Below are 25,652 nucleotides of genomic sequence, written 5' to 3'. Positions count from 1 at the left end.
TTTATGTGGGGAATTCAGAAGGTGTATCCGATGGAAAAATGAAAATTACCGGAGCTTTCCCCGGGCTGTTTGTCCAGCTTCCAGCCGTAGAGAAATCCCACGGGGCCGATGGGGGTGATATAGCGCAGGCCTGCTCCGGCACTGGAACGAAAGGACTCGGAGAGATCGGGCTGGGAGGCATTGCGGAGGCTTGCTGTATCGAAAAACGTGGTGAGTTCCACATTCAAGCCCAGGTCGATGCGGGCCTCCACGCTTCCCAGCAGGGTGGTGCGCCCGCCCACGGCTTCGCCGCTGTCGTTGATAAGGAACTTGTTCTCGCTGTAGCCCCGGATGTCGGTGGTTCCACCCAGGAAGAGGAGCTGGTCTTCGGGGATGTTGTTGTTGCTTCCGTATGGATCGATGTGGTGGATCCTGCCCCTCAGGGCAAAGGTGAGGCGGTTGACGGGGGTCTTATAGAACCGCAGCTCGTAGCGGTATTTGAAAAAGTCGTCCAATGAATTTCCGACGCCTGCGGAGATGTCCAGGGCCCCGAAGGCGATCATGCCTTTTCGGGGGCGCACAAAGGAATCGGTGGAGTTGTAGGTGAGGGACGGGGTGACCACCACAATGTTTCGCTGCTCGTATTGCTCTTCATCCCCCGGGGGAATGGGCGTGTCGTTCAGCCTGTACTGCTCCCTGTATTCGTAGCGGTTGTTGAGGGATGCGTTGAAATTTTCGAGGAACCGTCGGTTGAAGGTCAGGGAGGAACCGTAGGTGCGTGTGCCGAAATCCTGGTTGAACTCTTCGAGTTTCTCTCCGAACATGCTGAAGGTGGCGTTGATCCGGGTGCCCAGAAAGCGGGGCTCGGTGATGCCCAGCTCGGTGCGGTATCCGATGTCGCTGACCTCGGCTGCGATCCAGCCGTCTTTGTTCTGGCCGAAGAGGTTGCGGTCCCCAAGGCGGGTGTGGGCATATTTTTCCCGCCGGGTGTCGTATCCGAGGCCGAGCTCATAGTAGTAGGGCTTTCTCTCTTCCACCTCCACCAACAGATTCACCTCGGGTTCCTCTTCTTTAAGCCCGATGGTCCGGAAGTGCGCCGCGGAGAGGGCGGCGATGTTCCGGATGTTGCGCTGGGTCTCCAGGGCCTGGGTCAGGGAGAAGGGTTCCCCCGGGGTGAGCTCGACCTCCCGTCTGAGGATGCGCTCGCGGGTGCGGAAGTTGCCTGTGTAGAAGACCTCGCCGGTTGTTACGTTGGGCCCTTCGGTGATGTCGTAGGCCATCTCGGCCCGGCCCGCCCCCTCGTCATCGGTCTCGACCCGGGTCTGCCCCGTGACGGTGATATGGGGGTAGCCCTTTTCAGAGATGGCCCCGGAGAGGGTGTTTTCATCGCTTTCGATCATGTACTCCCGAAAGGGCTCTCCCTCCTTCAGGGCAATGGCGTCCAGCGCCTCATCGGGTGTGAGGGCCTGCAGGCCGTTGAAGGCAACAGATCTCACCCGGGTCTGTATGCCCTCTTGAATGGAAAGGGAGATATCGGCGAGTTTTCGGTTGGTTTCGGGGTCCTCTATGAAGGTCACCTTATGGTCCACGGTGGTCTCCAGGTAGCCCTTGGTCAGGTAGAGGGACTGGATGGCGCTGATATCCTCGTCCAGGACATCGGGGACGAACTCTCCGGCGCTGAAGGTGCCGGGCAGGCGGGTGAGCATCTGCTTTTCGATGCGCTTCCGGTCGAAGACGGTGTTGCCCTGGATGTCCAAGGCCTGGACGATGTAACGGGGTCCCTCGTCAATGGAAAAGAGCAGCTCTCGCTCCCTGATACCCTCGACGGTGACGTCGGACTCCTCCATGCTCACCTGCACATCCAGGTAACCGGCTTTGTGATAGCGTGTCCGGATGTTTCTGAGGCTCTTTTTCAGGCCCAGTTCGCTTCGGTTTCCCTCTTTCAGGTAGGCCAGCTCTTTTTTCAGGGTCAGTCCCCAGAACTCGGTGTTCCCTTCAAAGAGGGCCACGTATTTTTTCCCTTCGTCTATCCTGAACCGGATGACCATATCGTGGGGATCGGCGAGGTGCTCCACCTCCGGGGTGATCTCCACGTCTCCATACCCCTTGGCGCGGTAGAATTTTCGGAGGTTGTCCACATCTTCATCGAGTTTTTTCTGAATGAACCGGGGGATCTCTCCGGCGAAGAGGGAGACCTTCCAGGTGTCGAGTCTCAGCTTGAGCCGTGCGTCGGAAAAACCGTTGTTTCCGATGAGCTCCACGCGGTGGATTCGGTCGAAGTCCCCCTTGTGGATGGAAACGGTCACCTCGAAATGGCCGTCTTTCGGGTCCTCCTCCGACGTGACCCGGATCGTGGCGTCCGGGTACCCTTCGTCTTTGAACGTTTTTTTGATGAGTGCTTCCTGTTTTTGAAGCTTTTCGGAAACAAAGGCGTCACCGGTATAGATGGTCATGGCATTGAGCACCTCCTTTTCCAGGAGGGGAAACGCCCCGTTGATGTGGATATCCTTGATCCTCCGGAACGGGGTCAGCCGGAAGGTCAGGGCCATCTCCCCTTCACCCTCGGGCGGGTCGGGTACGTCGATGGCCTGGAACAGCCGGGTGCTCTTGAGCAGCTCCAGGCTTTTCTCAAGGGCTTCGGCGGAAAAAGGCTCTCCCTCTTCCAGGAGGATGATCCGGCGGGCAAAGGCGGCAAGGTGCGCGGGTTTTGTGACGGTCCCCACGATCTCCACGTTGATCTCCGAGATGACGGGGGCGCTGGGCTCGGCCACGGTGGGCCGAGGCATCAGGACGGCTGAGAGCACAAGGGCAAGGCACATCCAGTGCCGGGCAGAGCGGGGGCCGTTTCGTCGGGCGCATGTGGGCGGTGATGCGATCATGGTCACCTCATCTCCAGCCGGAAGACCAGCTCGCCGCCGAAGTCCCCGTCCGTGTCCCGGAAGGCGTTCATCAGGAGGCTTTCGTAGAACTTGTACTCGGTGATGGCGCTCTGGACCGTGACCCCGTTTTTGGTTCCCACCCCGTATTTGAGGGTCATGCGTTTGGAGAGCTCTTTGCCCACGGTGATGTTGACATCGTCGGCATCATCCTGGTCCGTGCGTTCCGTGTAGGTCATTTCTATGGTGTCCAGGCCGGTGGCCTCCTTGAGGCTCCCCTCAAGGGTGCGGGTCACCATGTCGGCAAGGATCTGCTTGGTGGACTGGCTGGATCCGCCCTCTCCGCTGACCATTTCGTTGTGCGTTTTGTTGAAGACGATGAGGGAGAGGATGTCCGAGTCGCTCTCCTCGGGCACCGAACTCATCTCGAATTTGAGGTTGTCCTCCACCCCCGAAACCTTCAGGGTGATGGTCCATTGCCTGATGACGATCTCGCTGTCCACGTCAATGGTCGCCTCGACTTTGTAGGGGTTGATAAAGTCCACCACCCCTTTTTTGATTTCAAACTCTTTGCCCAGGTAGGAGATGGTGCCGGATTCCACCTCGGCCCGTCCATTGACAAGGACCCGGCTCAACGGGCCGGAGACGGTGAGGGTGGGCTTCAGGTCCATGAGCGCAATGTTGTTGTCCACCACAAAGGGGGAGCGGTGTCGGATGGAAATGTTGAGCTCCGTGTTGTTCAAAATAGGGGTGTCGCGCCTTCGGGTGACAGGGGACTGCTCCCGGCGTCGCTGGCCGAGGTTGTCGATGAGCCCCAGCCGGACGTTTTTAAAGTAGCGCCCCTCCACCAGGATAATCTCCCCTGAGATGAGGGCGTGCTCCGGTGTGCCTTCATAGGTCAGGTCGCCGTTGACCCAAAGCTCCATGGTGCCCGGCAGAGTCAGGGGAAGGGCCTGTGCCCTGAGCCTTGCCTTGATGGCCTTTGGAGTCACATGGTCCAGCCCCAGGGTGCCGGAAAAGTCAAACTGCCCCTTGTCGAGATTGCCGGTGATGGTCTTAACGGTGAGGGCTTTGGGCGTGATCGCCATGCGACCGTTGAGGTTCTGGAGTTTCTGGCCCAGGACCGGCACGGTGAAGCCGATCTCCTTAAGGACGAGGTCCCCGTTAAAGTCCGGCTCCTTGGGTGTGCCGGTGAGGCGGGCAGAAAGGGTGATGTCTCCGGTGATGTCCCCGAGGCTTTCGGTGAAGAGGTGGAGCACCTCCATGGGAACGGCACCGTCCAGGGAAAAATCCAGGGTGCCATCCGGTGATCCCGTGCCGTTGATGTCAAGGTGTCCCTGGTCGAAGAGGGAGAGGTTCAGGGCCTCCACCCGCAGGGTGCCGTTGTCAAAGGAGGCGTTGCAGGCCCCTTTGGTGATGAGGGCCGTTCCGTCGTGGGAGGCGGTGAGCTCTGTCACGGTTGCATCGGCGGTGAGGGTCTTGGGGGAGGTGGCGTCTCCCCGGGCTTCGATGAGGCCGGTGACGGTCCCTGTAAGGGTCCTGCGGCCCGCCATTTTGAAAAAGGGCTCCAGCCGGGTTTGCTCCAGGCGCGCGCTGGCGGAGAAGAGGTGGGTGACGAGATTGTAACTGCCGGACAGCTCCGCCACGAGGTCTCCCCGGACCCGGAGTTCCTGATCCCTGAGGGTCAATTCGAGGCTGCCGTCGTCAAAGGGCTCGTTGTTCAGGAACAGGTCGGTGACGCCCATGTTTCCTTTGAGCCGGGGATTGTCCAGGCTCCCCTCCCCGGTGATGTCCAGGCTGAGCTGGCCTTTGGCTGCGTTTTTTTCACCGATGAATTCGATCTCCTCAATGTCCAGGTCCCGGGCCTTGAGCTGCAGGGCGTAGGTCTTTTCGGCAGGGGAAAACCAGCCGTCTGCTCTCAGCTCCTCTCCCGGGGTCAGGACCACGGTGAGCTCCTCAATGATCACCCGGTTGTCTTCCATGCGGGAGGCCAGGGTGACCTCGTGGAGTGTCTGAACGCCAAGGTTGAGTTTTTTCGCCCCAAGAAAGAAGCTGCCCCGGGGGGCAGTCGTGTTTCCGGATAGGCGTGCGTCGATGGAGACCTGTCCCGACATCCGGGGGGTGACATCGTTTAAGTTGAAGGCTTCGGCCTTGAGGGTGACATCAAAGGTGGGGTGGGCCACCACGGCCCCGGTTTCAGGTTCGAGAAGGCGTGCCGTTCCCGAGAGTTCCAGTTGGGATTGGCCATTTGTCAACCGGGCTGTGTCCATGGAGAGCATGCCGTCCTTGAGCAGGGCAAGGACTTCGAGGTCTCCGATTCGATAGTCCGTAACGGCCAGGGAGCGGCCTGTGAGAGCAAGGCGGGCCGAGGGAGACCTGAGGGGACCCTTACAGGAGAGGGTCCCGTCCAGAATTCCCGAGACACCGGCGCTTGCCAGGAAGGCCTCGGTGTCGATGTGTTCAAAGGCCAGGTCAAGGTCCACGGGGAGGGTGGGGGAGAGCTGGGCCGGTGAGCCGGGTTCCAACCTGCTTTTCAGGAGATGGATGGAACCCTGGGCGCGGAGCCGGGAGTCTTCTTCCTCAAGGGTCAGCTCGTGGATGGTGAGCTGACCGGATCGGTCCAGGCCGGCTGCCATGCGAAGGGTGCCGAGGGCATGACCCCCGAGCTCTAATGCGTCTCCCTGAAGGCTGGCCTCGGCCACCGGGTGGGCAGTGGTTCCGGTTATCCCGACGTCCAGGGTCAGTCGGCCGGTAAGTCCGGCAGCTTCAGGGGCCAGGCGAAGGTCGGCAAGATTTGGGATGGCAAGAGAGAGTTCGGTTTCAATGTTTGAGGACGCAAGGTCAAAGCTTCCGGTCCCGTTAACGGAGGCCTCTCCGGCTTTGATGCTCAGGTGGCGAAGGGCCAGGCGGTTGTCGTCCAGGGTGAGACGGGTTTTCAGGTCGAGGTCCACGGGGTCGGGGAGCTGGGCCAGGGTAAGCGTTTGGATTGAGGCGTCCAGCCGAGCCTCCGCGGACATGACAGAAGGTGAGGCCCCTGTACCGTCGATGGTGAGCTCCGACCGCAGCGCACCGGCCAGGCCCGGTACATTGCGGGAAAAGGCCTCTAAGGCGGTGCCGGTCTGGCTCAGTTCCAGGTGCCAGGCCATGGCGTCGAGGTTTTTTTGCTGGGCGGTGAACCCCTGGGGGAAGGCTTCCCGGAGGTCGAGGCTCCCGGTAGCCTTGACCTGGCCCAGGGGGGCATCGATGGTGAGCTTTTTGAGGGCCAGCTGTTTCTCTTCAAGGTCACAGGCCAGGCCGGCCCGGTCCACCTGGATACCTGCGATCTCGCCCCCGGAATAGGAGAGGGTCAGGTGCGCGCTGGGGTTGTCGGTGGTTCCGCGGGCCGCCAGGTTGAGGGTGACCGGGCCCGAGAGCGTGGCAGGGAGATGAAAGGTCTCTTTCACGGTGGTGAGGGCAGTGGTGGCCGTGAGGTCGATATCAAAGAGGGGGCTCTCGAACAGGTCTTCGGCCTGACCCTTGGCCTCCAGGGCCACCAGGTCAGATTCCAGGGCCAGGGCGAGGGACTTCAGGCGGTCGCCGTTGAGATGGCCGTCGATCCGCAGGGCATCGATCCCTGTTGTGATGCCCGCCATGTTGATTTCCCCGCCTCCGAGGCGAAGGGAGGCCCGAATGGTTTTTTCCCGGAGATCTGCATCCTCCAGCGAGAGGCCGACGGTGCCTGCGACAATCCGTGCCTGGGGCTCAGGGGCATTTCGGTGTTCGTATTGGAAAAAGCCGTCTGTGAGGGAGAGGGCGTCGATTCGGATGTTGAAGGGGAATTCCCCCGAGTCGTTGTCTTGTGTCGGGGGGGCGGGCTCCCGGGCAGGAAAGGCTGTGAGGATATTGAATGTGCCCGAGGCATCCGTGGCCAGCAGGACCTTCGGTGATTCAAGGATGACGTTTTCAAGGGCAAGGGTGTTGCCCAAAAGGGGAGCCCATGCAAGGTTCACAACAAGCCGGTCCAGAGAGACAAGGGGGGCAGACTCCGGGTCGTGGAGCCGAAGATTGGTAACCTCGATGCGTCCTGCGAACAGTGAAAGGCTCAGGTCGTCCCAGTGGAGGCTCCCGGGAATGGCCCTGTTGATGCGATCCTGAAGAAAATGGCGGCCGTGGTCCGAGGTGAGCCAGAAGCGCCCGGCCACCGCGACCAGAAGCATCAGAACGGCAACCATCCCGATCCCGGAGGCAACAACCTTCCGTTTTGTCTGTCGCTGTGAGTTCCACATTGCCACCCTCTTTTGCGGGCAGATTCCGGTGCATGCATGTGAACGTGCTGTCTGCGGAGCGGGAGCCGAACCTGCGGAGTTTTGGGGCTGCGGTTTGTTCCGGTTGGCGGAGGCAGCGGCGTTGGTTGAGGCTTTTACGTGATGATACGTTATCTTAAGCCGCTGCGAGATATATACATGCTAAAGCCATTCCTCGCAACCAAACGTGTGATCCTGAAACCAGTTTATACTTGCAAGAAGGCAATGGCTGGGGCACAAAATAACCATGTTTAGCAATGGATCGTTTTGTTTTTTGGCAACCACTGTTTGTGTAACGCAAACAGGCGGAGACGTCCTGCAAACCCCTGGATAGATAACACACGAGTATTTTTGGTCCCGTGTCATATCAGCGGGATCGGCGGGGCAGGCAGGGTTCATTTACCATGGCAGGGGGCGGACGATGACAGAACTCAAGGTGTGCGGGAACAGGGACAAACCAGCGGGTGAGAGCCTTGTCGGAGATGAGACTTTGGGAAGCCGGGCTCAGTTGTTTCGCCGGGTTTTTGAAAAATCCACCGCCCCTTCGGTTATTCTCGAAGAGGACCTGACGATCTCCATGATGAATGAGAAGCTCGAAGAGCTTGTGGGGTATTCACGGGCGGAGCTTGAAGGCAAAATGAAATGGACGCGGTTTGTGGTGCCAGAGGACCTGGAGCGGATGACGCACTTCCACCACAGGCGGCGTCAGGACCCTTCATGGGCTCCGGAGGAGTATGAGTGTCGCCTGATGGACCGGGATGGGGACGTCTATGATATCCTGATCAAGCTGAACATGGTCCAGGGCTCAACCAGCGTGGCCACCCTGGTGAATGTGACCTCTCGAAAAGAGGCGGAAAAAAAGCTGAAACTCAGGGAAGATGAGTTGCGGGGTATCGTTGAGAACTTTCCGGGTCATCTCTACACCTCTTACAGGGATTACACCCTTGAATTTATGAATGGCCACCTTAGGGCACAGGTTGGCCGGGAGGCCGTGGGGGACCCCTGCTATTCCGCCATTTATGACCGGACAACGCCTTGCCCGTGGTGTGGAGCGGCAGATGTTTTCAAGGGGGAAACCGTGCGATCCGAGTTTTTAAACCCCCGTGACCACCGGTGGTATGCGGCGGTCTCAACCCCCATTTGTGCCATGGACGGCAGCGTGCGGAAACAGCAGACCCTGCTTACGGATATCACCGATCGGAAACTCAAGGAGAAGCGCCTGCGTGACAGTGCCGACAGCTTGCGCAAAGAGAACAGGCGCCTGAAATCCACCATGACCGCACGCTCCCGCTTCGGGGATCTCATCGGGAAGAGCCCGGAAATGCAGGCGGTCTACGAGGTGATACTGAATGCCGCCGCCTCCAATGCCAACATCATTATCTACGGAGAGTCGGGGACGGGCAAGGAGCTGGTCTCGCGGGAAATCCATCGGTTGAGCGATCGCATGGACCATGGCTTTATTCCCGTCAACTGCGGAGCCATCCCCGAATCTCTCATGGAGAGCGAGTTTTTCGGGTACAAAAAAGGGGCCTTCACCGGGGCGGTTCAGGATAAAAAAGGGTTTTTGGACCTGGCCGACGGCGGCACCCTGTTTCTCGATGAGCTCGGGGAGATCGCCCTGGGGATGCAGGCCAAGCTGTTGCGGGCCATTGAGGGCAACGGGTACACCGCCCTGGGGGGAAAGACAGTCCGAAAGCCGAACCTGAGGATCATCGCCGCAACCAACAGGGACCTGACCAACCTCATCACCAAAGGCCTCATGCGGGAGGACTTTTTTTACCGCATTCATATCATTCCCATCCACCTTCCCCCGCTTCGAAAGCGGCCATCGGACATCCCCCTTCTCATGGATCATTTTTTGAAACAGTACCCCGGTGCAACGGAGGTCCCCCCCATTACCCCGGCTATTCTGGATGCGTTTCAGAGGTATCGATGGCCGGGAAACGTCCGGGAGCTGCAAAATGTGCTGCATCGCTATGTGACCCTCAAAAAACTGGACTTTACGGAACTCTTTTCAGCAGATGGGGCCATGCCCTCGGTGGACAAAAGGTACCGCAGCGTGTCCGATCACGGAAGGGACCTGAAGTCCCTGCTGGCCGAAACCGAGAGGGCGCACATCCTCAAAACCCTGGAGGAGATGAAGTGGCATCGAGGCAAGACCGCACACCGCCTGGGCATTAACCGACGGACCCTTGAGCGGAAGATGGCACTGCACCGACTCCGGTCATGCGAATGATGTGTCGCAAAGTGCGGCGTTGGTGTCGCATGGTTGAAAAGCCCCTGATGTAGAGCTGTCTGGCGTTTTATGGCTCTGCTATGCGACATCCCTGTCGCATTTCCTTACCCGCCCATGTCTTGTCTGTTTTGTTGTGAAAGCAGGTAAAACCAGTTGGTTAGATTTTGCAATGATGCCTGTGGCACGTCCTTTGCTCAAGTAACATGCCGGAAAGATAACCCTTAACGGAACCGGGAGGTGGGCATGTACAGAAGCGAGTACGGGCGAAAATGCGTGGATGCGGCCACAGCGGTAAAACAGGTCAAGTCCGGTGACTGGGTGGATTACGGCAATTTTCTCTGCAGCCCCGTGGACCTGGATGAGGCCCTTGCCCATCGCGCCGGGGAGCTTGAGGCGGTGAAGGTGCGCGGGGTGGGGTACCCGGGGATTCCCAAGGTGGCCCTGGCCGATCCTTCGGGCAGAAGCTTCAACTACAACAGCTTTCATTTCAGCGGTGGTGAGCGGTATCTCCACGACAGGGGCGGCTGCAGTTACATCCCGGTTCTCTACCACGAGGGCAACCAGATCTACGATGACGGGGACCTGACCACCGATGTGTTCATGGTTCAGGTGGCGCCCATGGACGATTCCGGTTTTTTTAACTTCGGCATCGCCAACTCCTGCCAGTACAGCCAGCTCCGCAAGGCAAAGACGGTGATCGTTGAGGTCAACGACAACATGCCGGTTTGCTACGGCGGGTATGGCGAGGCCGTGCATATCTCCAAGGTGGACTATGTGGTCCAGGGGACCAACACGGCGCTGGTCTCTCTGCCCCGCATCCCCATATCCGATGTGGACCGGGCCATCGCCCGGCATGTGGTGGGACAGATTGAAGACGGTTCCTGTTTGCAGCTGGGCATCGGGAGCCTTCCCAATGTCATCGGCAAGATGATCGCCGATTCGGATTTAAAGGACCTCGGGGTTCACACGGAGATGCTGGTGGACGCCTATGTGGACATGTACCGGGCGGGCAGGATCTCCAACATGGAGAAGGCCGACAACCCTGGGAAGATGGTCTACACCTTTGCCCTGGGCAGTGAAAAACTTTACGAATTTATCCATCGGAATCCGGCATGCGCCAGCTATCCCGTGGGATACGTCAATGACCTTCATCGCATCGCGGCAAACCCACGTGCCGTCTCCATCAACAACGCCGTGGAGGTGGACCTTTACGGCCAGGTCTGCTCCGAGTCATCGGGGTTCAGGCAGATCTCCGGAACCGGTGGGCAGTTTGATTTTGCCTACGGAAGCTACCATTCCAAGGGAGGAAAGGCCTTTATCTGCCTGGCATCCACCAAGACCGACAGGGAAGGGGCCCTCACTTCAAGGATCCGGCCCTTTGTGGATCACGGCACCATTGTCACCCTTCCCCGGTCTGCCGTGCAGTACGTGGTGACCGAGTACGGCGTGGCCAGCCTCAAGGGAAAAAGCACCTGGCAGCGGGCCGAAGCCCTCATCGGCATCGCCCACCCCGATTTCCGGGAGGGCCTCATGCGGGAGGCGGAAAAGATGAATATCTGGAGAGGGACGTTGGTGCCCCGCGCAGACGTGGCCATGAGCCTTGCGGGGTGATCACGGCCCCGTGAGATGACGCAACCGGCCCCTTGCAGGGGCCGGTTTTTTCGTTTTTGGAGGGCGTTGGGGGAAGGGGTTAAATTCCCCTGATGTACTGGATGTTGGTGGTGTGGCGGATTGTTCGGTGAAGCGCGGCTTCGGCTCCGGGAACCCCCGTGAGGAGGTCATGGAACAGGGCGATGAGCCCGGCTTTGTCCGTGTCGGTTTTTGTGTGGGTGGCGATGTCCCGCAGGTCGATGAAAAACCGGGAAAAGGTGTGGGGCAGGTCCGCGACCACCTCGGTGTTGAGGCAATGGGTCTCATGGTAGAGGCGGTGGTGGTTGCCCCCGGACTTGTGAACGTGAAGGGTAGCCCCGTTTGCGTGCGTGATGGATGACGATTTGTCGCACCCTTCAAGGCACGTTTTGTCGAATCGCTTTCTGGAGCACCCGATGACTCCCTGGTGCAGGCACTGGCGGCTGGTCATCAGGGTGACGGGGTGGAAGATGCCCATGCACAGCTCCATGCCTTCCGGTGGCACAAGGCGTTTGAGCTGCTCTTTTTTGATCTCCCGGGACACAATGGCACCGGAGCAGCCGAACTGCTCCTTGAGGCAGCGCAGGCCGAAGGAGTTGACGAGGTTGAAACAGCTCCCCGCCATCCAGGCAATGCCTTGCCTGAAGGCGTCAAAGGCGATGCCTGAGTTGTCTGTTACGATGCGGGCCGGCTTGACGGTTTCCAGAATCGCCCGGGCCGCGGTGTAGTCCTCTCCGATGAGCACGGGCGGGAACCAGGGGGTGAGCTCCGGGAATTGGTTGAACAGCGCGATAAATTCGTCTTCCCGGTTTTCAAGGGCCTCGGGAAGCCGGAAAAAAATCTCGGCAGGGGTGGCCTCGCAAAGGGGAATATCCCCGGGTGAGGAGATCACCACGGAGAGGACAGGCGGGGTGCCCACAGGCTTTGGTTTTCCCGGGGAGGGGACCGCCACCGGGGCCACGGGTTCCCGGGAGCCGTTCAAGAGAAAGGCAACGCGCCGGATCAGGGCGGTGAGCTCCTTGAAGGGGAGGTAGAGCCCGGGGGCCAGGTTTTCAGTGTCCACGGCATCGACGCGGTATTCTGAATTGTCGAAACGCTTGAATTTTTCAAGGAGTACGGCGCGGCTGAGGCCCCCGGGGGCGCTTGTGTCCCGCCTGGGGGCAAGGGGAGAGTCAGACGCCACGGAAAAGGAGGCCTCAGGGCTGGATACCGACACACCCAGGGGCGCACCCGGCTCTCCATGGATGCGAAATGTGAGGGGCGTCTTTTCGATGCGGAGCTGGCCCACGGCGAGGCGGGCCCTGGCGGACAGGGCGGCCTTGTCCTCGTAAAAGCGTTCCCTGGTGCCCTGGGGGCAGGAGGGGTTTTTTTGGGATACCTGCCGGATGGAGTGGTCCCGGGGGTTGTCGATGAACATGTCCGAGGTGATCTCTCCGGCCAGGAAACCGTTGGAAAAGTCCCGGTTGAAGACCTTGGCAAGGTCACCGGTGTCGGTGAGCAGGCGGTCTTTTTCGCTGAGGCTTTGGATCTGGTTTCTCCAGCAGGAGACCACGGTGTGGACGTAGTCGAATTTTTTGATGCGCCCCTCGATCTTCAGGGAGTACACCCCTGCCTCGGCAAGCTCTTTCAGGTTGCCGTAGGCCGAGTTGTCCTTGAGGTTCAGGGGGTACTCCCTGCCTGCGGGGGTGGTTTCAAACCGGTCCCTGCAGGGCTGGCTGCACCGGCCCCTGTTTCCCGATTTGCCTCCGAGCACCGAGCTTAAGTAACAGAGCCCGGAAAACGAAACACAGTAGGAACCGTGTACAAAGACCTCGGTGTCCATGTTCTGCTTGCGGCTGGCGTCGGTGAGGGCCCTGATCTCTTCCAGGTTCAGCTCCCGGCAGAGGTTCACCCGGGTGGCGTTGAGAGCACTGAGGAACCGGATCTGTCCCTCGTTGTGGGTGGTGAGCTGGGTGGAGGCATGGATGACCAGGCTTGGGAAGTGTTTGTTCAAAAGATAGAAGAGACCGAAATCCTGGACAATGACCGCATCGATGCGGGTGTTGACGAGGGTATTTAAAAGGCGGATAAGGGCCGGGATCTCGCTTTCGACGACGATGATGTTAAGGGTCACAAACACGCTGCAACCGTGCTTGTGGGCAAGGCTGACGATGCCGGGAAGGTCCTCGGCGGAGAGGTTGGTGGCCCGGTCCCGGGCGTTGAATTTGTTCAGCCCGCAGTACACCGCGTCCGCACCGGCGGCAATGGCGGCTTTGATGGCGTCGATATCTCCGCCGGGTGCAAGTAGCTCAAGATCTGTCTTCATAAGGATGCGTCGCAACGTCGTTGAAATGGGTAAAAAGGCAAAGTGCCTGGGACGAATGGGCTTTTAGCACTGCAAGGGGGCGCTGTCAACGAAGGGACCGGTAAGGGCCATGTAACAAGTCAGTTGCCTCCGGCGGGTCGCTTTTTGAAAAAAGCTCCGCAAAAACGTTCCGGTAATCAAGGCGCTTCCTGCATTGATTGCCTGATGCCGAAGGCATGGCCCGTCATCGCTTTGCCACGCGGATGCCGCACAGGCATGGGGTCGTTTTTGGAGCGCCGCACTCCGCGGGGCTTTTTGGGGGGAGAATGACGAACCTTCTTATCGCGCTTTAGCCCTTGGGTGAAGCCGGATCAAACGTTTGGCCCTTTGAGGTATTCCGATTCAAGTAAGGCGACGTTCCAAGTCCCCTTGCTTGAAATGGTTGGCAGCCGTGGGAATCATCGGTGCCCTGTCGCCGATGGTCAATTTAAGGGTTCTCTAATGGCCAAGGGCCATGTATAACGTGTCAAAGGCCATGTGTTGCCGGAGCAGAGTCCCCGCCCGGCGCCGGCCAATGTCCCCGAACCCTTCCAGAAAAACTATCCAGCAGGCAAAACCACAGATAAGGGTCCCCCTATGGCAAAAAAGCGAAAAGCCGCAAAGGCGAAATCCACCGGTAAAGAACAGAAAAAAAAGAGCCCCCAGGCCGCAGCCCCCGAGGTGAAAAAAACATCGGAACCTGCCTCCGAAGCGGGCCGGGCGTTTATGAATGCCCACTATTTTCTGTTTGTCCTGATCATCGTCGTGCTCGTGGGGTGCTACAACATCATCAGGCCTTACCTGCACACCATCATCCTGGCCATGATCCTGGCCGTGCTCTTTACCCCGGTAAACAAAAAGCTGGAGGGGTGGCTCAAGGGCCGCAAGAACACAGCGGCGGCGCTTTCGTGCCTTTTGCTGACCCTGGTGGTGGTCCTGCCGGTGCTCTTTATGCTTCTGGCCATTATCCAGCAGGGCATCGACTCCTTTGACGCCATCTACACCTGGGTGGAAACCGGCAAGTACCAGGCCTTGTCAAACCATCCCCTGGTGATGCGGTTTGCTGAATGGGGCAAGGGCGTGCTCCCGGACATTGAACGGTTTTTCCCGGATTTTAATTTGCAGGCCCTCCGCTTTGACGAGGCCATCCTCAATGTCACCCGCACCATCGGCAAGGCCCTGTTGAATCAGGGAGGCAACCTGGCCGGAGGCCTGACCTCCTTTGTGGGCAAGTTCTTTTTGATGCTCTTTGCCTTTTTCTTTTTCGTTCGGGACGAAGAGGTGATCTTCGACAGCCTTCTTCATCTCATCCCCTTAAGCTCCAGCCAGGAATCCCGTATCATCGACAAAATTAAGACCGTCTCCAAATCCGCCCTTCTCGGGACCTTTGTGACGGCTCTTGCCCAGGGGCTGGCCGGTGGCATCGCCTTCTGGATTACCGGACTCCCGGCCCTGTTCTGGGGTATTGCCATGGCCTTTGCGTCCCTGGTTCCCCTGGTGGGCACCGCCCTGATCTGGATCCCCGCGGCCATCTTTCTGCTGATCTCCGGGCACTGGGGATACGCCGTCTTCATGACGGTCTGGTCCGTGGTGGTGGTGGGCATGATCGATAACATCGTGCGCCCCCTGTTCATGCAGGGCTCCGCCGACATGAGCACCCTCCTGATCTTTTTTGCCATCCTGGGCGGCATCAACTACTTCGGCCTCATCGGTCTTCTGTACGGCCCCATTATCTTCGGGCTGGCGATGGTGCTGCTCTACATCTACAGCATTGAATTCGACGAGTTTTTGAATCATCAGGACAACAGGTAGGGACGACACGGCTGGGGAAGGGCGGCATGTCATTGCGAATGCCGTGTGAACCCGGTGATACTGCGAATCACAGGGATTTAGCGCCTTGCTTGCGATGGGGCTCCAGCAGGGCAAACCAGCTTTTTGCCAGGCGCTCATACTCTTCGATACACCCTTGGGCCCGGTCTTCGGAAAAGCCTGCGTCGGTTTTCAGGTCGGCGTAGGTTTCGGGATCGCTTCCGTAGACATGGCAGAGCGTGGTGTAGAACCGCTGGATATCCAAGCTGTGATCGTCCTGGAAATCTTCGTCGGCAAAGGTTTCGATGTCTTCACTTTCAAGGTCAAACAGGTCGGCGGCGCTGAGGGCCATCTCCGCACCATGCTCGTAAAACTCGATGAGCAACACGCTTGCCAGGCCGTCTGCGGCGTCCTCTTCTTTGCCGACCACCGGCAGCTCACAGGTAAATATCAGGGCGTGGGCAAGTTCATGAAACAGTGTGTGCATAAGCACATCCATCGTTGCCTCGCTTACGCTTACACCGGTTTCAGGATACCCTGCGTCGACAAACCGTTCCTTCACCTCTTGAAGGAAGGCGTAGGGCACGACGATTTCCTGGGTTTGCGGGTCATACAACGGTCCGTCCTCCCTGCCGAAGACAAGGCTGAGGGGCACATTGAGGCTGAACTGGTCGTTGATGAATGACGCCACATCTTCTGCCGCACCGGATGCCTTCACCTCTTGTTGGATGGCTGTTTCATGTTTCCCGGAAGGGGGATCATAGATGACACGGGCTTTGTTCAAGGCCAGGGCAGGACTGACGGAGAGCAGGAGCAAAACTACCACAGCCAGGGCTTTTCGAGTACGCATGGGGTGTCCTTTTCTTGGTTGTAGTGACGTTGATGTGAAGTGTAGGGGGTATTAGGGCGTTTGACAAGGGCCGGGCCGTCATGGGGAAAGAACCTTGGACCCGTGGTTTGGCTTGGCAACGGTTCACAGAAAGGAAAGAGCAAATGACTGACGACGCAACCGTTGAAACGGCAATCTCGCCCAGGGCCTCCTTTCTCAAGGACGTCCTCGTCTGTTCCCTGGGGGCTTACGGCGGCCCCGAAGCCCACATGGGTGTGTTTCTGGACCAGCTGGTGGCCAGGCGCAACCACGTGACGGAAGAGGAACTGGTCGAATTGCTGGCGCTTTGCAGCATTCTTCCGGGGCCCACAAGCACCCAGACCATTGTGGCCGTGGGGTACAAGAAAGGCGGCCCCTTGCTTGCCTTTCTTACCATGCTGGTCTGGGCCGCGCCTGTGCTGCTTATCATGACGGCCCTGTCGTTTCTCTATGCCCTTTTGGCGACGGCCCACGTGTCGTCGGAGATCCTGCGGTTCATCGGCCCCATGGCCGTGGGGTTCATTCTTCTGGCGGCCTGGCGCATCGGCAAAAAAGTCGTTACCGACAAGCTGACATGCCTTTTGATGGTTTTTGGCGCGGTGAGTACATACCTTGTCAGGACACCCTGGATTTTTCCCCTGGTGCTTGTGGCGGGGGGAGCGGCAAGTATCCTTGCCTCCCGGGAAAAGGCGATCTGGAACAAACCCCGCATCAATCCGCCCTGGGGCTACCTGGCCCTGTTCCTTCTCTGCACGGCCGGTTCCCTCGTGCTTTCCCTTGCAACGGACATACGGTTTTTCAAACTGTTCGAGAGTTTTTACCGGTACGGGTACCTGGTGTTCGGAGGGGGGCAGGTCGTTGTGCCGGTTATGCACAGCGAGCTGGTGGAGGTGAACCGGTACATGACCAACGGAGAGTTTCTCACCGGCTATGGGCTGGTGCAGGGCTTGCCCGGCCCCATGTTCAGCTTTGCAGCCTATGCGGGCGGTATGGCTTCACGCCACGGCTCCACCCTTCAACAAGTCATGGGAGCCCTTGCCGGTGGCATCGGGATCTTCCTGCCGGGCCTTCTGCTTATCTATTTTATCTGTCCCGTGTGGGAGCGCATCAAAGAGGTGAAAGCCATCAAGATCTCCCTTCATGGAGTCAACGCCGTGGCAGGTGGTATGATCACGGCTGCGGCGATTATCCTGATTCAGGCCAACGGCGTGGGATTTGCCAACCTGGCCATGACCGCCGCTACCGTGGTTATTCTTGCCACCGGAAAGGTTCCGGCACCCCTTATGGTGGTGATGGCCCTGGCTGCAGGGGTTACTTTTTAGCGTGGTCTAACCGGCTAAACGATTATTCTGAAAACGATTCGATACAGCACATGTCTATTTGATAGCAACAGGCCAAGGGCAAAACGGATATTGTGGATATCCCGTTAGCGACACGCAATGTCGATAATGCGTTTTGGTACCTCAGCTGTCTGGTTCTGTTCCCTTTTTGAGCTATGGCTATTCAGTTATCGCGTTGTCTGGAAATGAAATCGAGAACGTTGATTCAGCTCTTTTTTTAAAAGCCTCTACCCAGTCATTATCGCTTTTATGCCATGATGGGGCCGGGCCCCCTTCAGGGCTCATGAGGGAGAATGGCTCCATATACATGAGAATCCACGAGTGGCCATAAGGTGGCCCATCACTCCGACTGAGCCCGTAAACCATGAAGGTTTGCCGGCCGAGGCCTTTTTCTTTATGCATCAAGAAATCCAGGTCTTCCGGGGTCAGGAAAAAGACAGCATGCGCACATTTTTTCCCCGCTATTTCCAAAATTTCGTAGTCCAGCTTGTCCTTCACTGACGAAAATGCATTGTTTATGAACAGCAACTCTCTTGACTTGGGAAAGCACAGGAGAAGAATGCGCTTTATTTGATCATTATCTTCTTCTGCAAAGATGGTGAACTCAATCTTTCCCGGTACAGTTTGTTCACCGTTCAGTTCATGGAACGGGTATGCTTGAGTGTCATGGTAAATGAATTTGAGGTCCGGTGCATTGTTCGACAAGGTAATCTGAGGCTTTTTTGTGGAGATGACGCCCGTGTCTCCATACTCCACATGGCGCATGGAACACCCCCAGAGCCCCGAACATGTGAGGGCAAACAATGCCAGACGGAGAATTTTCTTCATATGTCTTTATCCATTATGGGAGCAGTCTTGAATTTCAGGGTAAAGGCGGTATTTCGATGGTCAATCATGGCCTCTTTGGGAAGCGTCTCGCCTTCGGGCATTGCTTCCATGTACAGGATAGTCATCATGCCGTTGCTGGTTCCCCCCAACAAGCCACCCAAAATATTGACCGCGTACGGCGGTTTGAGAAGCATTCCTTTTTCCATAAGGAGGGTCTCCTCAGAGGGGCTCGGACTATTCGCAACGCAAAAACAGCTTTGCATGGACTTGCCGTCAATGGTTTCGCGTATCAGTTCGTGTGGTATGGTCAGGTGACTAAACATATTGGGCAGGAACAGCACCCGGTTTGAATCCATGGTGGTTACGGTTACAATCACGATTTTTTCGGCGGTATTGCCACCTTTTTTGGCATATACGTAGGTCTCTTCCGTGGCATAACACGGCGTTCCTCGGTCGGTGTTTCCTGATTGGTTTTGAATCGTTTTTCCGATAAACACGAGGCCCGGGTCCTGCGCTTCGAGGCTGAATCTGGGCATGGCGCTGAAATACAGTCCGTGCTCAGCTGTCGTGACCTGGCGAGTGGCACAACCGGTTAAAACAAGACATCCCAATACAACAGCCACAATCATACGTTTCATCATCATATCCTCAGCACCATGTTTCAATCTCATATCAGCATTGTAGCACCTGCTTCAAAAGCTCGTTGGCTTATGACACGCAGCTATACTACGTCCAGATAATTTGAGAATAGAAATACTCTTTCGGAGCCCCGTATTCAATGGAAAAGAGGACTGTTCATAAATAAGGAACAAGAGATGGCATCAGGCCTGGCAAAGGACTATCCGGAGGGGACAGGGGCCATAGGTTTTTGCTCTGATGGCTTGTCAGGACTTACTGAATCGCCCGTGGCTTTTCTGGTACTTTGCGACGAGCCTGTCTCTGGAGGACGAGGTGTTGAGTGCCCGGGCGGATTGGCCTTGGTATTTGGCCGTGGCATGTCGTGCGGTGCGTGCTGCCTTCATGAGGGCGGCCATGGCGTAGAGAAAGACCATACCGATAAAGCCGGCACCGATGGCGCCCGGGACCAGGGTTTTTTTCAAGGGAATGCCGACGGGGGGGAGGCGTGGTTCATCGGGGTGCTGGGGATCATAGAGGATCTCAATGAGCTCTCCGGTTTCTCCCTGGGGCCTGGTGGGCAGCCGTACGGTTTCGGTGTGGATGAGCTTGCCGTCAGGTGCCGTGAACTCGACGCTGAATCCGTAGGATACCCCTTCTTCTCTGGAGCTGTTGGTGATGTGGCTCATGATTTCGGCCCTTGTGGAGATCGCCCTGGCTTTGAACGCTTCCACGGACCGGTAGTCCTGGTAGTTTTGGTGTGACTCCCTGAGGCCCAGGCACCCGATCACTAAAAAGATACCCATGATGATGGGAACGATGCTGAATGATTTCATTGCTGCTCCATGGCTTCCAGGCCTTGCCGAAGAACCGACCGCTGGAAAATTCCTGAAATAAGGTATGTAGTATTCCTAAGCGAATACCTGAATTGGCTTATATCAGATTGTTCTTACAGTGCAATGGAAAGGTGAGGACAGAAGGAAAGAAAACGCCTTGCGCAAGGGGTTTCGGGGTGATCAGGGGATCAGGTTACTGCATTCTTGTTTAAAAACAATTCTACCGTGTTGACGACCTCTTCCGGCTTTTCCTTGTGGGGGATGTGTCCGCAGTTGCTCAGGATGGCCATTTCTGAAATGCCTCCTGCCTTGTGTGCGATGAATTCAGGAAACGCGGTGGAGCCGTATTCGTCGTTGTCGCCGTGGATCGCAAGGACAGGGCATGTCACCTCGCCCATGCAGGCGTCCAGGCTCCAGCCGGAAAACGCGCTGGAGAGCCAGATGTCGGTCCAGGCCCTGAACACCCACTCCCCTTTGGTTCCGTGCCATTTTTTCAGGCGGTCCATCTGGCCCGGCTCTTGGAACGCCTTTTGTGCCGCTTTAATTCCTGCCACCGTTCGATCCTCCACAAACGCTTGCGATGCTTCGGTTATCACCGCCACACATCTTTTGTCCCGGGCAGCGATGTTGACGGCCATGGCGCCTCCCACGCTGTGGCCAAAGAGGATATAGTCCTCTAAGTTGAGGTGCCTTTTAACCCACGGAAAGTAATCGGTGGCTTCCTCTTCGATGAAATGGATGGAGGGCAGCTCATTTCGCGGAGTGGATCGACCGAAACCCAACCGGTCGTAGGCGATGACACACAGAGATAAACGCTCGGCAAGTGTAAGGGGAAAATGGCGCCACAGGTCCACGCATCCCAGGGAGTCATGAAGCAGCACCATGGGGACGGATGACGATGGGTTTTGTGGCGTCCATTTTTTTGCATGAAACGATCCGGCATCCGTGACGATGCAGAGATTTTCAACGGTACACGTCATGCTGACTCCTAAAGGCGACGGAATCCTTGGGGGAGGGCACAAAGGCCAAGACCCTTGCCGGGCTGCCGGAGCCGCCCTTCACGGGCCAGCCGCCGATCACCAGCACGGTGCCGAAGGGAGGCAGGCGGTGCAGGCCGGTGAGGCATTCCAGGATCATGCCGTCGGCGTCGTACATGGCAAAGCTGGCACCGAACTCCGTATCGTTGCCCGGGTCTGCGCCGTGGGTGTCTGTCCCCAGCCCCACCACTCCGCGTTCGTTGACGAGGAATTCGGCGGTGTCGGCGCCGAAGCCGGGCCAGTGCAGGGTCTTTTCCTTGTCTGTTCCGAGGAAAGCCTCAGGGTCGTGCCATTTGTCCTGCCATCCGGTGAAGAGGATCACCAGGCTTCCAGGCGGTACGTGTTGGCCTTGTGCTTTCTCCCAGGCCTTCAGTTCGTCGATGGAAAAGCGATGGTCCGCATCTTGTTCGGCAATTTCCCGGATATCGATGACAACAGCGGGTACCACCAGCTCCCGGGCTTCAAACATCTCAGCGCTGCGTGCGCCCTTGATAAAGGTGTTCGGGGTGCCCCAGTGCGTGCCGCTGTGCTCTCCTATGGCAATTCGATTGATAAAGTACTGATCTTTTTCATAAGTGGCCCATGACGCAATCTCAAAGGCGGGGTCGCCCGGCCAGATGGGAATGTCCGGGGTCAGGGGCTGAGTTAAATCCACGATGTCGCCGTTGAAGGGGGCGGCGGGCTGCAACGCTGCGGGTTGGTGTGAAGCGCAGGCCGTGAAAAAAAGAAACAAAGCTGCGGCAAGAGCAGGGAGGGTGACGGAGCGTTTTTTCATTCAAGTTCCTCGCGTATCGTAAGCTGGGTTACCCCGGATATCTCATAAGAAACGATAACCAGGTCTGAAGTAAACGTTTCAAGGCTCATCAAGAACATTTTTTGTAGATCTTTTTTTCGAAAAAGCGAACAGTTGCCATCTTTTGGCTATTCGAGTGAGGCGGACAAGGCCTTTTACCGGATTCTATACAGGGAATTGTCGCTATCCCAATGGCCTGAGCCATGGCCCTGTAATGTCTTGACATTTTTGTTTGGTGTTGTACAATAAGTTGTACATATCAGGAGGTGCCACATGGACGCAATTACATATACCGCTGCAAGGCAAAACCTTGCAAAGACCATTGATAAGGTGTGCGAAGATCATTCGCCCGTCATCATTACTCGAAAATCATCAAAGTCCGTTGTTCTCATGTCTTTGGAAGACTATGAAGCCCTTGAGGAGACGGCGTATCTATTGAGGTCTCCACAGAATATGAAACGCCTGATCGAATCCATGGCCCAACTGGAAGCCGGCGGAGGGGCCGAAAGGGATCTCATCGAATGAATCTTATCTTTTCAGATCATGCATGGGCGGACTACCTGTACTGGCAAAAAACAGATAAACGGATTCTTCGTCGAATCAACGATCTGATAAAAGATATCAAGCGAACGCCGTACGGCGGCATTGGAAAACCAGAGCCTTTGAAGCACGCTTTGTCAGGCTATTGGTCCCGTCGAATCAACGATGAACACAGATTGGTGTATAAAATTAAAAACGAATCGGTTTTGATCGCACAGCTTCGGTATCACTATTAGATACGTTCTTGCGCAAAGAGCAGGCTCTCCCTTCCGAACATTCCCGCCTCTTTCAGCCCTGTGAAGGGCCACATTCCGTATGCTCAGATATGCTGGCCCCCGGCAAGTCTGCCGGGGGCCATATCGACTCTTTACTTAAGAAATTCTCTACAAAACGTAAAGGTTAATTAAACGAAGCGGTCAGGCTCATGCCTGAAAAAGCGTTGTATCCGCGAATCCCCATGTAGTAGGTGCCTGCCGCCGGGGTGCTGACGGTGCAGGTTTCGTTGTTGCCCCAGAGGTAGGGGCGGCAGTCGTAGGTATAGGTGTCCGGTTTTTCCCCGAAGCGGGTGTAGAGGTCGCCGTCTCCGCTGCCACCGCTGATCTCCATGGTCAGGCTCGAAACGCCGGACGGGACCACGATTTTGTAGTAGAGCCAGTCGCCCTGTGCTGCCGAAAGGTTGGTGACGGCAACGCCGTTTTGGAGAACGGGAACGGTGTCGGGGTTCGTGACCGTTACCGATGCAGTGGCCTGGTCCGTGGCACCGTCGTCGTCGGTGACGGTGAGGGTGACGATGTAGGATCCGGCTGCTGCGTAGGTGTGGGCCGGGTTGGTGGCGGTGGAGGAAGTTCCGTCGCCGAAGTCCCACTGGCGGGATGCGATGGTTCCGTCGCTGTCCTGGCTGGTGTCGGTGAAGGTGGCGGTCAGGTTGCTGACAGCCGTGGAGAACGAGGCATCAGGGGGCTGGTTGGCCGAGCCTCCCATGTTACGGGTGTAGAACTTGGTCTCCAGGTTTTGCCCGGTGACCGCCAGGGTGTACTCTCCGGCGGTGATTGTGTGGGCAATGGAGACCGCGCCGTTGGCGTCAGTCACGGCTTTGGCAGAGGTGCCTCCCTGGTATAGGGAGACCGTGGCCCCTTGGACAGGGCTGCCGCCTGAGGTGACCACGCAGTCAAAGGGGGTGTTTGCCTGGGCTTCTGTGGCAGAGAGGGCTAAGGGCTGGGGGGATGCCGTGCGTACCTGGAGGGAGGAGTCGCCGAAGATGGTCCAGGTTTTCAGGGTGTCCAGATCCGAAGAGGTAGAGGACTCGGCGTACATGAGGATGAGACCGTTGAACACAAGGGACCCGAAGGTGGAACGACCCTCGGTGGTGGAGGTGCCACTTCCCGGGTTGGTGGTGTAGTCGTAGCCGCCTACCAGCAGGTCGTTCATGTAGTCCTGACCGCGCATGGGGGGCGTCCAGGGCTGGTTGATGGTGGCCATCACCGTAGCAACCGCCCCGCCTCCGCTTTTTCTCAGCCATGTTTCGGCAAAACATTGACCACCGTTATGGAATTCCCCGTTGACGCAGGCCACGGAGATGATGATGGGGAGCTGGGAGCCGTTTGTCAGGGCATTGATATCGTCGTTGTTGAAGCCAGAGGTGCCCCACGATGTATGGGAACCATGGCCGGTGTAGTTGATCAGGGAGAGACCGCCGTTGACATACCCGCTGACAGAGGAGGCAGAACCACTCTGGTACACCTCGTTTACGGTGGTGTAGGTGGTGGGCAGCAGCTTGTAATCCTTGATGACGTCAACGTGCTCGTAGTCGGCTTCGCCGTCGTCACCGCTGCCGCTCCCCTCACCGGAACCGATGCCCAGGGCCGTGGTATACCAGTTGGCGGAGAGTTGGGGCGTCTTCTCGTAATCAACGGCTTTATCTATCTGTACCGTGACTTGGGAGGTATTGTTGGCGGAAAATCGACCGATGATCAGGTCCGGGTAATAGTCGCTGCCGGCCACGCAGCCCAGCATGGGGTCTGTGGGGGCGTTGGCCGAGGTCCCCAGCTCGGATTTGATGTCTGCCCAATCCCCCACCAGCTGCACGTAGAGCAAGGACGGGTGGGATGCGTAGAATTGGGAAATGCTGTTTTTGACAGAGGTGCCCGTGGCCACCTCCAGGGTGTGGACGGTGGTTCCTTTTTGCCGTTTCCATGTGACGTATGGGAGGATGACGGATGCATCGCGTGCCGTGTGGATTACGAGGAGTTCGCCTGCCTCTCCGATGGACCGGGTTGTCGGGGCATAGTTGATGAACATGTCGCGATAGATGGCCTCCATCTCCGGTGCCACGGAGCGCATCGGGGCGCTCAACGCATTGGCTCCTTCACCGCTTCCCGTGGAGAGGGTGACAATCACCGAGTGGTAAACTTTCAGGATGTTTTTTGTCCCATGGGCCCTGAAGGGATAGACGTGGATGTCCGTCCCCCGGACATCCCGAAGGATGTAGGGCTCGGAGGCCGTGGCAACCTTGTCCGGGTACCAGCGGCCCGTGCGTGCCGACGGCGCGGTTTCGTACGGGATGTCGGCAGGGTTCTGGTTACGGTAGATCACCCCGCGGGAGGGGAGCATGGGGTAGGCAAGGGGGATCTCCGTGACGTTCCCTGGTTCTACGGAGATGCGCAGATCCCCGCTTGCCGGAAGGGCCACGGATGCGTGGATAAAGGGCAGCTCCGCATACCCCTTTTTCTTGGTCGTGACCTTGCCCGGAAAGAGGATCTCGGTGTAGATGGTGCCGTTTTTATCTACGGAGTTGAGGGTGTAATCCCCCAGGGTGAACTCCAGGACGATCTCCTGGGGGGTGGATCGGAGAAGGGATACGTCAAATCCGTCTCCCGCCTGGACAGCCACAGCGGAAAGGACATACGTGATGATGACCGCGGCAACCATGCCCAATCGTTTTGTCATGACATTCTCCTTTGCTTCAGTTGTGGGTGAGCCCCTCGACTGTTGATAAACGAGGGCTTTGAGTGAACCCTGAAAAAGGAGTACTCCTCTCAGGGATATATCCGGGAAACGATAAAAAGATCGGTGGACCAGGCCACAGGAAAACGAAACGCGATTTTAATTGCGATAAATCGGAGATAAATATTCGTAATAATGAGAGTAAATAAGGCAGGCTGTTCCAAATCCAGGGCCCCTCAGGTTGGGCCGGGTATTTCGCGAGAGTAAAGTTGACCGTATAGGGATCTATTTCGCCAGTCAAACATTTTGATGGCTCGTGTGAAAAGATTTGGATGTTTTATAATTCTGAAAAAATATTCGGTAGGATTATGAGCGTGGGTTGAAAATTCGGGCAACGATTCGGGCGGTTGAGCGGAACCGTACCTTTTTGGTACCGTGTTTGGTATGTTGCTGTTCTCCTTTGTGCCGGCGCGTTTCAACGCCGGGTAACAGAACCGTATCTCAATAGGGAGGGATTGTGTGTGCTGCTAACCCGGATATTTCATGAGGAAACGGTCAGACTGGATAAATGGGCTGTTATTACAGATTGTTCTTCGGGGAGGGTGGATATTTTGTAACTATTCAGTTCAAAAGCGCCTCCGGCGGTCCTGCCGGGGGCCAAACTTTTAAAAAGTTTGACAAACAGGTCTTTAGAGCGACTTGGGACGACCTTAAGTT

Annotated in this window: 16 protein-coding genes; 6 read left to right on the top strand and 10 right to left on the bottom strand. The window is 57.3% G+C overall.

Annotated elements, in window-relative coordinates; genetic code table 11:
• Nucleotides 1–14: 14 nt before the first annotated feature.
• Together bamA and ACOYW0_RS04155 are read right to left on the bottom strand one after the other, a co-directional pair.
• Nucleotides 15–2,858, bottom strand: a complete 2,844-nt coding sequence (gene bamA / locus ACOYW0_RS04160) for an outer membrane protein assembly factor BamA (protein ID WP_482417309.1) — start codon at nt 2,856–2,858, stop codon at nt 15–17.
• 2 nt (nt 2,859–2,860) lie between these two features.
• The gene (locus tag ACOYW0_RS04155; RefSeq protein ID WP_482417308.1) at nt 2,861–7,120 is read right to left on the bottom strand and encodes a translocation/assembly module TamB domain-containing protein; all 4,260 of its coding nucleotides are present in this window, start codon (nt 7,118–7,120) and stop codon (nt 2,861–2,863) included.
• Nucleotides 7,121–7,559: 439 nt separating this feature from the next.
• Here ACOYW0_RS04155 and ACOYW0_RS04150 point away from each other — a divergent pair, with 439 nt between their 5' ends.
• Complete coding sequence (locus ACOYW0_RS04150) at nt 7,560–9,374, top strand: sigma 54-interacting transcriptional regulator (RefSeq protein WP_482417307.1); 1,815 nt, start codon at nt 7,560–7,562, stop codon at nt 9,372–9,374.
• Nucleotides 9,375–9,617: 243 nt separating this feature from the next.
• Nucleotides 9,618–10,985: an acetyl-CoA hydrolase/transferase family protein gene (locus ACOYW0_RS04145; protein ID WP_482417306.1), complete on the top strand. Its 1,368-nt coding sequence runs from the start codon at nt 9,618–9,620 to the stop codon at nt 10,983–10,985.
• Nucleotides 10,986–11,064: 79 nt separating this feature from the next.
• Here ACOYW0_RS04145 and ACOYW0_RS04140 read toward each other — a convergent pair whose 3' ends face one another.
• The gene (locus ACOYW0_RS04140; RefSeq protein WP_482417305.1) at nt 11,065–13,308 is read right to left on the bottom strand and encodes a peptidase U32 family protein; all 2,244 of its coding nucleotides are present in this window, start codon (nt 13,306–13,308) and stop codon (nt 11,065–11,067) included.
• 615 nt (nt 13,309–13,923) lie between these two features.
• Here ACOYW0_RS04140 and ACOYW0_RS04135 point away from each other — a divergent pair.
• Complete coding sequence (locus ACOYW0_RS04135) at nt 13,924–15,138, top strand: AI-2E family transporter (RefSeq protein ID WP_482417304.1); 1,215 nt, start codon at nt 13,924–13,926, stop codon at nt 15,136–15,138.
• A gap of 67 nt (nt 15,139–15,205) precedes the next feature.
• Here ACOYW0_RS04135 and ACOYW0_RS04130 read toward each other — a convergent pair whose 3' ends face one another.
• Nucleotides 15,206–15,985: a DUF4344 domain-containing metallopeptidase gene (locus ACOYW0_RS04130; protein WP_482417303.1), complete on the bottom strand. Its 780-nt coding sequence runs from the start codon at nt 15,983–15,985 to the stop codon at nt 15,206–15,208.
• A gap of 143 nt (nt 15,986–16,128) precedes the next feature.
• Here ACOYW0_RS04130 and chrA point away from each other — a divergent pair, with 143 nt between their 5' ends.
• The gene (gene chrA / locus ACOYW0_RS04125) at nt 16,129–17,325 is read left to right on the top strand and encodes a chromate efflux transporter (protein ID WP_482417302.1); all 1,197 of its coding nucleotides are present in this window, start codon (nt 16,129–16,131) and stop codon (nt 17,323–17,325) included.
• Between the two features lie 177 nt (nt 17,326–17,502).
• Here chrA and ACOYW0_RS04120 read toward each other — a convergent pair whose 3' ends face one another.
• The 5 genes from ACOYW0_RS04120 to ACOYW0_RS04100 form a co-directional block, all read right to left on the bottom strand.
• Nucleotides 17,503–18,171 carry a hypothetical protein gene (locus ACOYW0_RS04120; protein ID WP_482417301.1) on the bottom strand — a complete coding sequence of 223 codons (669 nt, stop codon included), beginning with the start codon at nt 18,169–18,171 and terminating at the stop codon, nt 17,503–17,505.
• On the bottom strand, nt 18,168–18,842 hold the full coding sequence (locus ACOYW0_RS04115) for a hypothetical protein (protein WP_482417300.1): 675 nt from the start codon (nt 18,840–18,842) through the stop codon (nt 18,168–18,170). The genes ACOYW0_RS04120 and ACOYW0_RS04115 overlap by 4 nt, the downstream gene beginning before the upstream one ends.
• Before the next feature lie 213 nt (nt 18,843–19,055).
• Nucleotides 19,056–19,622, bottom strand: coding sequence for a DUF3592 domain-containing protein (locus ACOYW0_RS04110; protein ID WP_482417299.1), 567 nt, complete (start codon nt 19,620–19,622; stop codon nt 19,056–19,058).
• A gap of 188 nt (nt 19,623–19,810) precedes the next feature.
• Nucleotides 19,811–20,602, bottom strand: coding sequence for an alpha/beta fold hydrolase (locus ACOYW0_RS04105; RefSeq protein WP_482417298.1), 792 nt, complete (start codon nt 20,600–20,602; stop codon nt 19,811–19,813).
• Nucleotides 20,586–21,434, bottom strand: coding sequence for a cyclase family protein (locus ACOYW0_RS04100; RefSeq protein ID WP_482417297.1), 849 nt, complete (start codon nt 21,432–21,434; stop codon nt 20,586–20,588). Before ACOYW0_RS04100 ends, ACOYW0_RS04105 begins: the two co-directional genes overlap by 17 nt.
• Before the next feature lie 291 nt (nt 21,435–21,725).
• Between ACOYW0_RS04100 and ACOYW0_RS04095 the strand changes: the two genes are divergently transcribed.
• Complete coding sequence (locus tag ACOYW0_RS04095) at nt 21,726–21,977, top strand: type II toxin-antitoxin system Phd/YefM family antitoxin (protein WP_482417296.1); 252 nt, start codon at nt 21,726–21,728, stop codon at nt 21,975–21,977.
• A complete protein-coding gene (locus ACOYW0_RS04090) occupies nt 21,974–22,228 on the top strand; it encodes a Txe/YoeB family addiction module toxin (protein WP_482417295.1) in 255 nt (84 codons plus the stop codon). Before ACOYW0_RS04095 ends, ACOYW0_RS04090 begins: the two co-directional genes overlap by 4 nt.
• A gap of 163 nt (nt 22,229–22,391) precedes the next feature.
• Here ACOYW0_RS04090 and ACOYW0_RS04085 read toward each other — a convergent pair whose 3' ends face one another.
• The gene (locus tag ACOYW0_RS04085; RefSeq protein ID WP_482417294.1) at nt 22,392–24,938 is read right to left on the bottom strand and encodes a C25 family cysteine peptidase; all 2,547 of its coding nucleotides are present in this window, start codon (nt 24,936–24,938) and stop codon (nt 22,392–22,394) included.
• Nucleotides 24,939–25,652 lie beyond the last annotated feature (714 nt).

This window comes from Desulfoluna sp. HI9BLuna, from assembly GCF_056829775.1.
This window is presented reverse-complemented; position numbering and strand designations above follow the sequence as displayed.

Excerpts from the sequence above, each read along its gene's own strand:
- bamA (WP_482417309.1), bottom strand. The coding sequence starts at position 2,858 with ATGATCGCATCACCGCCCACATGCGCCCGACGAAACGGCCCCCGCTCT.
- ACOYW0_RS04155 (WP_482417308.1), bottom strand. The coding sequence starts at position 7,120 with ATGTGGAACTCACAGCGACAGACAAAACGGAAGGTTGTTGCCTCCGGG.
- ACOYW0_RS04150 (WP_482417307.1), top strand. The coding sequence starts at position 7,560 with ATGACAGAACTCAAGGTGTGCGGGAACAGGGACAAACCAGCGGGTGAG.
- ACOYW0_RS04145 (WP_482417306.1), top strand. The coding sequence starts at position 9,618 with ATGTACAGAAGCGAGTACGGGCGAAAATGCGTGGATGCGGCCACAGCG.
- ACOYW0_RS04140 (WP_482417305.1), bottom strand. The coding sequence starts at position 13,308 with ATGAAGACAGATCTTGAGCTACTTGCACCCGGCGGAGATATCGACGCC.
- ACOYW0_RS04135 (WP_482417304.1), top strand. The coding sequence starts at position 13,924 with ATGGCAAAAAAGCGAAAAGCCGCAAAGGCGAAATCCACCGGTAAAGAA.
- ACOYW0_RS04130 (WP_482417303.1), bottom strand. The coding sequence starts at position 15,985 with ATGCGTACTCGAAAAGCCCTGGCTGTGGTAGTTTTGCTCCTGCTCTCC.
- chrA (WP_482417302.1), top strand. The coding sequence starts at position 16,129 with ATGACTGACGACGCAACCGTTGAAACGGCAATCTCGCCCAGGGCCTCC.
- ACOYW0_RS04120 (WP_482417301.1), bottom strand. The coding sequence starts at position 18,171 with ATGAAGAAAATTCTCCGTCTGGCATTGTTTGCCCTCACATGTTCGGGG.
- ACOYW0_RS04115 (WP_482417300.1), bottom strand. The coding sequence starts at position 18,842 with ATGAGATTGAAACATGGTGCTGAGGATATGATGATGAAACGTATGATT.
- ACOYW0_RS04110 (WP_482417299.1), bottom strand. The coding sequence starts at position 19,622 with ATGAAATCATTCAGCATCGTTCCCATCATCATGGGTATCTTTTTAGTG.
- ACOYW0_RS04105 (WP_482417298.1), bottom strand. The coding sequence starts at position 20,602 with ATGACGTGTACCGTTGAAAATCTCTGCATCGTCACGGATGCCGGATCG.
- ACOYW0_RS04100 (WP_482417297.1), bottom strand. The coding sequence starts at position 21,434 with ATGAAAAAACGCTCCGTCACCCTCCCTGCTCTTGCCGCAGCTTTGTTT.
- ACOYW0_RS04095 (WP_482417296.1), top strand. The coding sequence starts at position 21,726 with ATGGACGCAATTACATATACCGCTGCAAGGCAAAACCTTGCAAAGACC.
- ACOYW0_RS04090 (WP_482417295.1), top strand. The coding sequence starts at position 21,974 with ATGAATCTTATCTTTTCAGATCATGCATGGGCGGACTACCTGTACTGG.
- ACOYW0_RS04085 (WP_482417294.1), bottom strand. The coding sequence starts at position 24,938 with ATGACAAAACGATTGGGCATGGTTGCCGCGGTCATCATCACGTATGTC.